Source organism: Streptomyces sp. NPDC002643 (genome assembly GCF_053592555.1).
The window spans coordinates 313,596-326,168 of sequence record NZ_JBSFVY010000008.1 but is presented as its reverse complement, the minus strand read 5'-3'; the positions used below and the strand labels follow the sequence as shown (position 1 = coordinate 326,168).

The window sequence follows — 12,573 nt, the reverse complement described above, 5'->3', positions numbered from 1 at the left end:
GCCACACGATGCACTGTGTGGCGGCCACGGCCGCTGCCGCGGGTATCGCGTCGGGCATGAATCAGGCCGCGTTTCCGGCCTGCTTGCGCCGCATCGCGTACAGCCCGGTGCCGGCGACTGCGAGAACGGCCATTCCGCCCGCGGTCACGGCAGGCGAGGCGAGCGCGCCGCCACCCGTGTGCATCCCACCGCGCGGCTTGTCGTGGTCACCCTTCCAGGACGCGCTGTCCTCCTCGTCCTTCCACGCGTCCTTGTCACTGTCCTTGGAGGGGTCCTTGCCGTGGTCCTCCCACGACCCGTTGTCGCTCTCCTTGTAGCTGCCGGAGTCCTCCTTGGCGCGGTCGCCGTCCTTGTAGCCCTCGTCCTGCTTGTTGCCGTGGTCGGAGTTCCACTCACCCGCGTCGTTCAGCGCGGTCAGGGCACCGCCACCCGTGTGAACTCCACCGCGAGGCTCGTCGTGCTTCCAGTCCTTGTCTTGCTCCTTGCTGTACCCGTTGTCCTCGTGGTCCCACTCGTCCGCGGCGAAGGCCCCGGGGGCGGTGATGGCGAGGACGGCGGTGGCCGCCGCCGTTGCGAAGAGCATGCGAGCAGAGCGCATCTGAAGGTCCTTCCGTCGAGGACCGGGCAGTTGACACGTTGTCAGCTGAGGTAACCCGACCCGACGTGATCCACCGTCAGCCGGTTTCCCCGCCCCCACCACTCGGAGCGCTCAGCCGGGTGATCCCACTGCTCCGCCCGTGGCGCCGCCGCACCGGAGCGGGGCCGGGGGCCGGGAACCGGGAGGGCGCCCTCGCCCGATCACAGCCACGGCGAAGCCCCGAGACCGCGGTCGAACCCCCGCGAACACGGCCGTACCCCCGCAGCCGGAAGCGAACCCCCGCGAACACGACCGCACCCCCGCAGCCGGAAGCGAACCCCCGTGGACACGACCGCACCCCGGTCGCCCCCGGCGGGTGCCGGGCGGCCGGGGTGCGGGTGGGCCGGGGTCAGAAAATGGCGGGGCCGGGCGTCAGGATGCCGTTCGGGTCGTAGCGGTCCTTCCAGCCGGCGAAGCGGTCCCACATCGAGCCGTAGTGCGCCTGCCAGTCGGCCTCCGTGAACGGGCACGCCCCGTGCGGATAGCGCATACCGCCGACCGCGACCGCGTCCTCGTAGTACCGGTAGTTGCGGGCCATCATCCGCTCGGCGAAGTCGGGGTCGGGGCCCGCCCCCGCCGAATCGGTCAGCACGCTGACCAGCCACACCCAGGGGCTGCTCGCCTCCTCGGGGAGCCGCAGCAGCGGTCGGCCGTAGCTCGACCGCAGCATCGGGAAGATCAGCCCGAAGCCGGTCGGCCCCAGATCCTCGGCGGTCAGTGACGAGAACACCGACACGACATAGCTCTCGACGGCGTCGTCCGGCAGGAACAGGTCCGACCAGGGCTTGACCTTCGCGTCCCAGCCCAGGCTCGCCGCGAACGAGTCGTACATGGTCGTGACCAAGGAGATGTAGTCGAGGTAGGAGTAGTCCTCGAAGACCGCCGTGTCCGCCGTCGGGCTGAGCCCCCGGAGCAGATGGGAGGCGTCGGGCACCTCGCCCGGGTTGTGGAAGACGGTGGCCCACAGCGTCAGGGGCTGTGCCGTGCCCGGCTGGGGGATGCTGCCGAGCGAGTCGAACTCGCCCCGGTCCGCGAGGACGCGGACGTCCTGGAAGAAGGTCGGGATGTCCGCATACACCATCCGGTACGTCCGGGCCAGCTGCTTGGCCGGTACCAGGTCGACGGTCGCCCGGGTGATCACACCGCACTGGCCGAGCCCGGCGAGCGCCGCCTGGAACAGGTCACTGTTCTGTGTGTCGGAACACCACTTCGCCTCGCCCTCGCCGGTGACCACCTGGAGCTGCTGGGCGTGGTCGACCTGGGCGCCGGCCCGGTAGGCGGACATCATCCCGATGCCGCCCATGGACAGGGTCCCGCCGACCGTGGTGTTGAGGTAGCTGGTGATCGAGGCCGGCCTGAGGCCCTGCTCGTACGCGGCCTCGATCAGGTCCTGCCACAGCACACCGGCGTCGACGTCGGCGCCGTCCGTGTCGATGGAGTGGATGGTGTTCAGTGACTGCATCTCGATGACCAGGCCGCCGCTGACCAGCGGTTGGCCGAACATCGCGTGGTGGGCTCCGGCCGGAGCGACCTCGATGCCATGGCCGGCGCAGAAGGCGATCATTCTGCGGATGTCCCGGACCGAGCCCGGTCTCAGTACGGCGCACGGCGTCCGGAAGACGATGTTGCCCTGGTCGTGAGCGTTCTCCGTAAGGGCCTCCGAGTCGAAGGTGAGGGTGCCGTCGAGGGACGGCACGGTGGCGAACGAGGTGCTGTCAGCGGCGGCGGCCTCGGTCACCCACTGCCGGGTGAGCAGGTCGAAGCCCGCCACGAGTGCGATGGTCCCGGCTCCGAACCGGGCCAGGAACCGACGTCTGCTGACGGAACCGTGCGCGCTGGATGACATTGACATGACAGCCTCCGTGGTGTTGACGCGGCGGATCGTCGTGTACCGCCTCGGGTGTGTCGTCTTGACCTTGGAGCGAAATCAGCTGAGCGAGTGGTGTGCGCTGGCGGCCGTGCTCCAGCTTCAGGGCACGACCGAGTGCCGTCGGTTGTATGGCCCGGCCGACGGCATGGCGAGTCACAAGCGTGCTCTTACCCGCGTCCCGGGCTCGGGTCCGCGGCTGTCCCCCCACAGCGACCTTTCTCCCCTGAAATTCCGCTTGGGCTCCATCATGGCTTCACGGACCTTCACAGCGCGATAGGGGGAACCTCCAACGGTCGCCCGGCCCCCTGGCTGTCCGAACGGTCGGGCGCCCCCCCGCCTCTGTCGGACGCTGAAAAAGTCGACAAGAACACTTGCTGACGCGGCGGAAAGTCGAGTCGTCCATCGATCGCTCACGTTCGCGCGCACGCTGTTCCGGTTCGGTTCAACTTTCGCGAGAGCCGCCCAGGTTGACGGCTCGTCATCATGCTGAGCGATGATACGATCACCGCACTTACCGAACGGACGCTTAGGTACAAATGGGGCACCTCTGGCCATGGGGAGAGGCCTGAGTGGCAACCCTGGAGTGGCTGACCCTTCGGTCTGTGTGAATTGACGGAATTCAGTAGCTGGCTTTCAGCCGCCTGAAGAGGGTCTCATGACGCAATACATAGAAAATCCGGCGCTCTGGGCACTTCTTGCCGTAGCCCTTGTCGCCGCCGTCCTGATTGTTCGTCAGCGAGGGACGGCGCGGAAATTACGACAGGAGATCACCAACCTCAGAACTCGTAGCAGTGAGCTGGAGAGTCACTACACGGAGTCCGTTCGGGAGGCCCAGCAGGAAGCCGAAGGCGAGACCAGGACGGCCCTGAAGTCCGCGATGCGGACGCTCCAGGGCCTCGCGGCCGAACAGCAGCGCATCATCTCCGGGCTGCAGCGCAAGTACGGCGAGTCCGTCATGCTCCAGGACCTCCTGGAGATCGACCATATGAACGCCCAGTTCAGCCGGCGTGCCCAGTCCATCGCCGTGCTCTGCGAGGGCTGGCTGGGGCGGCACCGCGATGTGGCCTCGGTGTACGACGTGGTCCGCAGCGCCCAGGGCAGAATCCGCCACTTCGAGCGCGCGCAGATCCTGTCCAAGGTGGACTTCGGTCTCACCGCCCGGGCCGTGGAACCGGTGGCGCTGGCGCTCGCGGAGCTGCTCGACAACGCGACCAGCTACTCCAGCCCGGACACCGTGGTCGAGATCAACGTCCGTTCCGTCCCCAAGGGCGTCTGCATCATCGTGGACGACGCCGGTGTCGGTATGAACGAGGAGGAGAAGGCCAGGGCCGAGAGGCTGCTGACGAGCGAGCGGGCCCAGGGCGTCTCCGGGCTCGGCAACCCGCCGCAGTTCGGCTTCGCGGTGATCGGTGTGCTCTGCGAACGCTTCGGCTTCACGGTGTCCGTGGACTCCACGTCCCCCTACGGAGGTGTACGGGCGGTCGTGCTGCTTCCCGACGAGTTGCTCACGACCATGCCGGAGCCGGCTCAGCCCGCGCAGCCCGAGGTGCTTCCGGTGCCCGGGTCCCGGCCGGCGGCCGTCGACCCGGCTCCTGTCGTGTCGCGCGAGGTCACCCCCGAGCCCGCGGCGCCCCCGGCGCCCCCGCTCATGACCGACGACGGTCTGCCCAAGCGGGTACGCAAGCGGCCGATGGCCCTCGTCTCCAACAGCTCGACCGGCTCGGCGTCCCCGGGCACGCCGAGGCGGCGCAGCGAGGACACGGCGGCGATCATGGCGGCCTTCAAGCAGGGCACGGACCAGGGTCGCGCCACGCGTCCGGACGCCACGGATCGGCCCAGTACCAGTGACGCAAGCACCGAAGGGCAAGGGCACTAGGTTCAATGAACAACGATCTTTCCTGGATGCTCGACAGCGCCCTGGAGATCCCCGGGGCTCTGCACGCGGTTCTGGTGTCCGCCGACGGGATTCTGCGGGCCCGGTCCAACGGCATCAGCAAGGACGACGCGGACACCGCCGCCGCCGGGCTGAGTGGTATGCAGTCGCTCAGCCGTTCGCTGGCGTTCTTCTGCTCCCGCTCGGATCTGCGGTGGCAGCAGACGCTGGTCGAGTTCGACGGCGGCTGGATCTTCCTGATCTCGGCCGGTGACGGCGCCTACCTCGCGGTGTCGGCCTCCCCCGACATCGACATGGCCGACATCACCTTCCGGATGCAGCAACTCGTCGGTCAGCTGGGCAAGGTGCTGACCGCCCCGCCTCGCGAGAGTGTGGTCCGGCCATGAGCGATTCCGACAAGCAGGAGTTCGAGGCCGCCGAGTTAGTACGGCCGTATGTCATCACCGGCGGCCGCAGTCTCCCCGGCGAGAGCCAGTTCTCCCTGATCACCCTGGTGACGGCCGCGGCCGATCAGCAGCAGCGGCCGGCCCGTCTCTCGCCCGAGGAACAGAACCTGCTGGGGATGTGCCTCGGCGGCTATCTCTCCGTCGCCGAGATCGCGGGGCACATGCGGCTCCCGGTGGGCGTGGTGAGGATTCTGCTGGCCGCGCTCACCGAGGCCGGTTACCTCATCACCCGACCGCCGGAGACGCGTGCTCCTGTCGTCAATCTGCAGATTCTTCAGGAGGTGCTCCATGGTCTCGAGTCCAAGTTTGGATAAGCGGGCCTATGTCCCGGACGGAGAGACGCAGACCGCCGTGAAGATCCTGGTCGTCGGCCACTTCGCGGTGGGCAAGACCACGTTCATCGGCTCGATCTCCGAGATCTCCCCGCTCACCACCGAAGAGACCATGACCCAGGCGGGCGAGGCCATCGACGACCTCAAGGGAGTCAAGGGCAAGACCACCACCACGGTCGCCATGGACTTCGGCCGTCTGACCGTCAGCGACCGCGTCGTGCTGTATCTCTTCGGAACGCCCGGCCAGCAGCGCTTCGTGCAGATGTGGGAGGACATGGCCCGCGGCGCCCTCGGCGCGCTGGTGCTGGTCGACCCCGAGAGACTGGCGGACTCGTTCGCCGTCATCGACCTCATAGAGCAGTACGGACTCGACTACGCGATCGCGGTCAACCACTTCGACGGCTCGTCGATACGTGACACCAGGGCGTTGCGCGAGGCGCTGGACCTGCTCGACGACACCCCGATCGTCACCTGCGACGCACGTGACGAACGCTCGTCGGCCGAAGCGCTGATCACGCTCGTCCGCTACTTGATGGAACGCGCTCGCTAGGAGCAGACATGACCCCCGAACCCACCACCCCCGTTCCACCACCCGGCTGCCCGGCGCACGACAGCGGACTGCGGATACCGATCTACGGGCCGGAGTACGCGGCCGATCCGCAGGCCTACTACGCCTATATGCGCCACCACGGGCCGACCGCCGCCGTCGAGATCGCCCCCGGTGTGGACGCGACCCTCGTCACCGACCACGCGACGGCGCTGCAACTGCTGCAGGACTCCGGCAACTTCCGCAAGGACGCCCGCCGCTGGCGTGACGTCGCCGAGGGCAAGGTCGGCCCCGACAGCCCGGTCGTACCGATGCTGGGCTACCGCCCCAACGCCATGTTCACCGACGGCGCCGAGCACGCGCGGCTGCGCCAGGCGATCACGGACAGCCTGGCCAAGGTGGACTCCCGCCGGCTGAGCGACATGACCAAGCGGGCCTCGGACTACCTCATCGCGCAGGTGGCCTCCCGAGGTTCCGTCGACCTGATGAACGACTACGTCAAGCAGCTGCCGCTGCTCGTGTTCAACGAGCTGTTCGGCTGCCCGGCGGACATCGGCGACCGTGTCGTCTTCGGTATCTCCGGCGTCTTCGAGGGCGTCAACGCCGAGAAGGCCAACGCCGTACTGGGCCAAGCCGTGTTCGAGCTGGTCGCGCTCAAGCGGGCCCGGCCGGGCGAAGACGTCACCTCGTATCTGATGCGGCACGAGACGCGGCTGACGGACGAGGAACTCGTCCACCAGCTGATCCTGCTGCTGGGCGCCGGCGCCGAACCGCTGCGCAATCTCATCGGCAACACCCTGCACCGGCTGCTCATCCATGACCGGTACGCCGACGGCGGCCTGATCGAGGAGGCCATCGACGACACGCTGTGGGAGAACCCGCCCATGGCGAACTACGCGCCGCACTACCCCGCGGCGGACATGGAGTTCGGCGGCACCAAGCTGCGGGCGGGCGATCTGGTGCTGGTCAGCATGACGGCCGCCAACACCGACCCGGCGCTCGCGGCGGCCCGTGGCACGGGCGGCAGGCGGGCCCATCTGTCGTGGAGCGCCGGCCCGCACGCCTGCCCCTCCAAGGAACTCGCCCGGCTCGTCACCATGGTGGCCATCGAGAATCTGCTCAACCGGCTGCACGACATCGAACTCGCGGTGCCCGAGGACAGCCTGACCTGGCGGCCCGGCCCCTTCCACCGGGCGCTGGCCGCGCTGCCCTGCCGTTTCACCCCGCAGGTCGTGCAGCGCCCCACCCCGCCGCGCGCGGCGGACGCCTCCGCACAGGGCGAGCAGGCACCGGCCGGCCGCAAGCAGGAGCGCGCGGGAGTGTGGGGCTCGTTCCTGTCCTGGCTGCGAGGGTGAGCCACGCAACACTCCGTAACACAAGCGACTGCATGAGTATTCAACCAAGGGGGTAGTAACGCGGCGGCATTCGTGGTGAACGACGAACAAAGGGAGGTGTCGTGGACCACATATCCACCGACGCCGCTTTCGCTCGACAACCGGGCGCTGCTCGCCGCAACGTACGGCACAACCCGTTATCCGACACAACAGCCCCCCAGGACGTGACCCGTCACCGACGGCAGCACGACGAGATACCCGCCCAGGCCGGCGGGTATCTCTCTGTGGCCCCCGGCGCCGGCGCGCCCCCTCGACCGGGGCGCCCGCCCGAGGGCCCGCGCGGGCACGGCGAGCAGTCTCGGGAGCATCGATGAGCGCCCATGGAACGGGTGCCGGGAGCACATATGAACAGGGGACGCTCGGAGGGCTCTTCACGGGCCAACTGATCCGGCTGTGCCAGGTGTCGGGCATCGAACGATCGGATGCCGACACCTACGCGCGTCTACTGACCGATTCGCTGGGAGCGGTGGCCGGACGGCCGCTGCGTCTGCCGCCCCCCTCCCAGAGCTTCCTGTCCGACGACTCCACACCGGTGGAGTTCTCCCTCTCCTACACCCCGGACGCGCGGCCGAGGCTGCGCGTGCTGCTCGAACCGGGCTACGACGCCCCCGGCCTGCGCGAGAACGGCCGAGCCGGAATGGCCGTCGTCCGGTCCATGGCCCGGCGCTGGGGCTTCGCCACCGGTCAACTCGACGCCATCGAGGACCTGTTCCTGCCCCCGGACCCCCAGGGGCCGCTGGCGCTGTGGATCGCGCTGGAGCTGAGCCCCGGAGGCGTCCCGAAGGTCAAGGTGTATCTGAACCCCTCCGCCTCCGGCGCGGACCGGGCCGCCGAGACCGTACGACAGGCACTGGACCGGCTCGGCCACCGGCAGGCCTTCGAGGCGCTGCCACCGGCCGACGGCTATCCGTTCCTCGCACTCGACCTGGGCGACTGGGCCGAGCCCAGGGTGAAGATCTACACCGCTCATCGCGGGCTGCCGGTGACGGCCGTCGGCGCTCTGTGCGGAATGGAAGCCGGGCCCGACAGCGGGGCACTGGAGGAGTTCCTCCGCACGGCGGGCGGATTCGACGACCGGACCTCAGGCCTCCCTGCCCTCGGGGCGGCACGGTTCGACCGTCGGCCGATCCTCACCTGCCACTCCTTCACCCGGACGACCGGCGGCCCGACCGGCTTCACCCTGCATGTACCGATCAGGGACTACGCCCGGGACGACCGCCAGGCCCTCAGCCGGGCGAGGACCCTCCTCCGCCGCCACGGCATGGACACCGCCCCACTGGACGGGGCGCTGTCCGCCGTCACCTCACGGCGCCCCGAGGACGGCGTCGGACTCATCGCGTATGTGGCCCTGGCCCATGAGCAGGGGCGGGCGCCCCGGGTGACCACATACATCTCTTCGGAGGCCTACCGGGTACGGCCGCCGAACACCTCTCACCCAGCAACCCCCAGCACGTCAGGAGAAAGGATCAGCGTGGAGCCCTACCGCATCAAGGTCGTCGAACCCATCGCCCTCACCACACGCCCACAGCGCGAGGCGGCGCTCGAACGGGTGCACTACAACCTCTTCGACCTCAAGGCCGAGGAGGTGACCATCGATCTGCTCAGCGACTCCGGCACCGGCGCCATCTCGGCCGCGCAACTCGCGGCGGGCATGGAGGGCGACGAGTCCTATGCGGGCTCCCGCTCCTTCTACCGCTTCCACGAGACGGTGACCGAACTGACCGGCTACCGGCACATCCTGCCGGCCCACCAGGGGCGGGCCGCCGAGCGCATCCTCTTCAACACACTGCTCGAACCGGGCGGCATCGTCCTGTCCAACACCCACTTCGACACCACCCGGGCCAATGTGGAGCTTTCGGGATGTCAGGCGCATGACATCCCCTGCGCGGAGGCCCGCGACCTCGACAGCGAGGTGGCCTTCAAGGGCAACATCGACCTGGACAAACTCCGCAGCACGCTGGAGGGACCGGACGGCTCCCGCGTCCAGGTGGTGATCATGACGATCACCAACAACGGGGGCGGCGGCCAGCCGGTCTCCATGGAGAACCTGAGGGCGACCTCCGAAATCTGCCGCCGCCACGGCGTCCCGATGATCCTCGACGCCGCCCGGTTCGCCGAGAACGCCTGGCTGGTGACCCGTCACGAGGAGGCATACCGCGACCGCACCCCGCGGCAGGTCGCCGAGGAGGCGTTCCGGCTGGCCGACGGCTGTGTCATGAGCGCCAAGAAGGACGCCATCGTCCACATCGGCGGCTTCATCGGCCTCAACGACGGGGAACTCGCCGAGAAGTGCGAGCGGCTCCTCATCGCCACCGAGGGCTTCGCCACCTACGGCGGTCTCGCGGGCCGCGACCTCGACATGATGGCCACCGGTCTGCTGGAGGTGACCGAGCCGGCGTATCTCGCGGAGCGCGCCGATGTCGCCGCCCATCTCGCCGACCGCGTCCGCGCGGCCGGTGTCGACATCCTCGAACCCCCGGGCCTGCACGCCCTCTACCTCAACGCGGGCCGTCTGCTGCCGCACATACCGGCCCACCACTACCCGGGCCACGCCCTCGCCTGCCGTCTCTACCTCGAAGGCGGCATCCGCTCCGCCGAACTGGGCTCCCTCTACCTCGGCGAGGAGGACGAGGACGGCAACCCCACCAAGAGCGCGCCCTACGAACTGGTCAGGCTGGCCCTGCCCCGACGGGTCTACACGCGCAGCCACTACGACCACGTCGGCCGCACCCTGGAGCGGATCGTGAAGGACGCGGAATCCATCCGCGGCTACCGGATCGTGGAACAGTCACCGATCCTGCGCCACTTCCGCGCCAAGCTCCAGCCGGCCGCGAGCTGAGCACAGCCCCTCAGGCGTTTCCGCGATGCCGCCGCGCCCCTTCCCCATCCGGTCGAACCGACCGGGGAAGGGGCGCGGCGGCATCCGCCGTCCAGGCCCGTGCCCGTTCACGCGCGTGCCCGTCCACGCCCGTGGCCGACGGCACGGCCGCGCGGTCGGCCCGGTCCGCGCCGGACGCGCGGTCCGGGGGGAGACCCAGGAGACGGGCGGCGGCCGACGTGGCGTCCTGGCTGAACAGGACACGGGCGAGCCGGAGCGCCAGCGGCTCCGGGGGCAGGACCGGTGAGATGGCGGGCGTGGGACGTTCGGGTTCTCCATACATGCGGGGAGCATCGCCCGCGCCGGTGGAGGGGCGACGGAGCGCGGCTCAACCCCGGGCATCCAGGGAGTGGATCTCCCGCCCCCGCGCGACGACCAGGCGCAGGGCCCGCAAGGCCGTGACGTCGTGCAGCGGATCGCCCTCCACCGCGATGAGGTCCGCGCGCAGACCCGCCGAGATCCGGCCGGTCAGCGTCTCGACACGCAGGGCGCGCGCCGCGCGGGACGTCGCGGCCTCAAGGATCTCCCCGGGCGGCAGACCGAGCAGCGCCATGCCGATCAGTCCCTCGACATACGCGTGATGGGGGGCGCCGTCGGTCCCGGCGTCGGTGCCGGCGACGACGGAGACACCCTGCCGGTACAGGGCCGACAGAGCGGGCAGCCGACTCGGGTCGCGCCGGTCCCAGCGCTCGGTGAAGCGGACGCTGATGGTCGGACAGACATGGACGCCCTGTGCGGCGAGCCGGAGCAGCAGGCCGTGATCCGGGACTATCGCGCCGGACGCGTCGAGGAAACTGCAGTGCTCGATGGTGTGCACCCCGCTCCGGAGCGAGGCCGCGATCCCTTCCGTGCCGTGCGCGTGCGCGGCGACGGGAAGGCCCGCGCGGGTCGCCTCGTCGACGACGGCGGCGAGTTCCCGCTCGGTGAACTGCCCCCGCCACGCGGCCGAACCCCGCGTCAGCGCGCCCCCGGTCGCCATGACCTTGATGAGGTCGACCCCGGCGTGGGCCTGTTCCCGTACCGCCTGCCGCAGCGCCCGCTCGCCGACACAGGAGCCGCCCATGAACCAGCAGTGGCCGTCCGGCACGGTCAACGGCGCCCCCGACACGACCAGTTCGGGCCCCGGAGCGAGACCCGCGCGTATCGCGTCGCGGACCCGCACCCCGAGCCCCGCGGGTGCGCCCAGGTCGCGGGCGGTGGTGACGCCCGAGGACAGCAGCTCGCCCGCATTGCGCAACATCAGCGCGTACGACTCCTCGTCGGAGGAGGCCCGCATCCGGTCCATCGCGCCGGGCACACCGTCCAGCGCCAGATGGACATGGCTGTCGACGAGCCCGGGCATCAGCGTCAGCGGTCCGAGCTCCACATGCTCGCTCTCCCGGCGCAGCCGCGGCGGCACCTCACGGGCAGGTCCCGCCCACCGGATCAGCTCCCCGTCCACCAGCACCCCGCCGGAGCGGATGCGTCTGCCGCGGTCGCCGGTGATCAGCCGGTCCGCCGTGTAGTACCTCACCAGGTCTCGTTTCTCCCGGGGGCGCGCGCCCCCGGGAGCCGGCGGATGCGCCCGGGGCCCCCGGAGCCGGGCGCCCATGCGTGGGGGCGCGTCGTCCTCCCGCCCCCGCACATGGGCCTGCCGTCCCGGCCCCGGGCCACCCGCTGTCAGTAGTTGCCCAGACCGCCGCACACGTTGAGGGCCTGGGCCGTGATGGACGCGGCCAGGTCGCCGGCGAGGTAGCCGACCAGGCCCGCGACCTCCTCGGGCGTCGAATAGCGGCCGAGCGGGATCTTCGCCTGGAACCTCGTCAGGACCTCCTCCTCCGTCGTGCCCCAGTGCGCCGCGTAGCCCTGGCGCACCCGGGCGGCCATCGGCGTCTCGACATAGCCGGGGCAGACCGCGTTCACCGTGATGCCCGACTGGGCCAGCTCCTTGCCGAGGGCCTTCGTGAAGCCGATGACGCCGTGCTTGGAGGCGGAGTACGGGGCGGCCAGTTCGACGCCCTGCTTGCCGCCCGTGGAGGCGATGTTGATGATGCGGCCGTGGCCGCGCTCCAGCATGCCGCCGTGGGAGAGCACCTCGCGGGTGAGACGGAAGACGCTGTTGAGGTTGGTCTCGATGACCGCCTCCCACAGCTCGTCCGGTAGCGCGGCGGTCGCGCCGCCGCCGCCCCGTCCGGCGTTGTTGACCAGGACGTGGACCGGGCCGTAGCGGTCCACGGCGGAGCGGACCAGGCGCTGGACGTCCGGCTTCGAGGTGACGTCGGCGGCGACGCCGTCGGCCTCGAAGCCGCGCCCGCGCAGCTTGTCCACGACGGCGGCGACCGTGTCGCCGTCCCGGCCGCACAGGAACACGGCGTGCCCCTGCTCCGCGAGGAGTTCGGCGACGGCGAAGCCGATGCCGCTCGTGCCACCGGTGACCAGCGCGACACGCGGGCCCCCGGCTTTCGCCGCCTCGTTCGGGTCGGCTTTCGCCTCCTCCTGCCGGTCGGTATTCGCTTCCTCGCTCCGGCCGGCTGTTTCTGCCACTGCCATGGTGGGTCCTTTCACGACGATTTCCACAGGTGGGTTCGGGCCGCGG

At 70.0% G+C, this 12,573-nt stretch carries 11 protein-coding genes; 6 read left to right on the top strand and 5 right to left on the bottom strand.

All coding sequences use genetic code 11. The features are described 5' to 3' along the window. Window positions 1–61: 61 nt before the first annotated feature. Entirely contained in the window at window positions 62–598 is a 537-nt protein-coding gene (locus tag ACWD4G_RS15365) for a hypothetical protein (protein ID WP_451293392.1), read from the bottom strand. A gap of 388 nt (window positions 599–986) precedes the next feature. Continuing rightward, window positions 987–2,489 carry an FAD-binding protein gene (locus ACWD4G_RS15360; protein ID WP_451293390.1) on the bottom strand — a complete coding sequence of 501 codons (1,503 nt, stop codon included), beginning with the start codon at window positions 2,487–2,489 and terminating at the stop codon, window positions 987–989. A 673-nt stretch (window positions 2,490–3,162) separates the two neighbouring features. Between ACWD4G_RS15360 and ACWD4G_RS15355 the strand changes: the two genes are divergently transcribed. The 6 genes from ACWD4G_RS15355 (at window position 3,163) to ACWD4G_RS15330 (ending at window position 9,959) form a co-directional block, all read left to right on the top strand. Further along, a complete protein-coding gene (locus ACWD4G_RS15355; protein WP_451293388.1) occupies window positions 3,163–4,383 on the top strand; it encodes a sensor histidine kinase in 1,221 nt (406 codons plus the stop codon). Between the two features lie 5 nt (window positions 4,384–4,388). Further along, a complete protein-coding gene (locus ACWD4G_RS15350; RefSeq protein WP_451293386.1) occupies window positions 4,389–4,787 on the top strand; it encodes a roadblock/LC7 domain-containing protein in 399 nt (132 codons plus the stop codon). Continuing rightward, window positions 4,784–5,161, top strand: coding sequence for a DUF742 domain-containing protein (locus ACWD4G_RS15345; protein ID WP_451293384.1), 378 nt, complete (start codon window positions 4,784–4,786; stop codon window positions 5,159–5,161). The genes ACWD4G_RS15350 and ACWD4G_RS15345 overlap by 4 nt, the downstream gene beginning before the upstream one ends. Continuing rightward, a complete protein-coding gene (locus ACWD4G_RS15340; protein WP_451293382.1) occupies window positions 5,136–5,729 on the top strand; it encodes a GTP-binding protein in 594 nt (197 codons plus the stop codon). The genes ACWD4G_RS15345 and ACWD4G_RS15340 overlap by 26 nt, the downstream gene beginning before the upstream one ends. Before the next feature lie 8 nt (window positions 5,730–5,737). After that, a complete protein-coding gene (locus ACWD4G_RS15335; RefSeq protein WP_451293380.1) occupies window positions 5,738–7,081 on the top strand; it encodes a cytochrome P450 in 1,344 nt (447 codons plus the stop codon). 349 nt (window positions 7,082–7,430) lie between these two features. Further along, window positions 7,431–9,959 (top strand): tryptophanase, encoded by a 2,529-nt coding sequence (locus ACWD4G_RS15330; RefSeq protein WP_451293378.1) that lies wholly within the window; start codon window positions 7,431–7,433, stop codon window positions 9,957–9,959. 10 nt (window positions 9,960–9,969) lie between these two features. Here ACWD4G_RS15330 and ACWD4G_RS15325 read toward each other — a convergent pair whose 3' ends face one another. The 3 genes from ACWD4G_RS15325 to fabG form a co-directional block, all read right to left on the bottom strand. Continuing rightward, entirely contained in the window at window positions 9,970–10,281 is a 312-nt protein-coding gene (locus ACWD4G_RS15325; RefSeq protein WP_451293376.1) for a hypothetical protein, read from the bottom strand. Window positions 10,282–10,326: 45 nt separating this feature from the next. Beyond that, window positions 10,327–11,511, bottom strand: a complete 1,185-nt coding sequence (locus ACWD4G_RS15320) for an amidohydrolase family protein (RefSeq protein WP_451293374.1) — start codon at window positions 11,509–11,511, stop codon at window positions 10,327–10,329. A 146-nt stretch (window positions 11,512–11,657) separates the two neighbouring features. Beyond that, the gene (fabG, locus tag ACWD4G_RS15315) at window positions 11,658–12,527 is read right to left on the bottom strand and encodes a 3-oxoacyl-ACP reductase FabG (protein WP_451293372.1); all 870 of its coding nucleotides are present in this window, start codon (window positions 12,525–12,527) and stop codon (window positions 11,658–11,660) included. Between the last annotated feature and the right edge of the window lie 46 nt (window positions 12,528–12,573).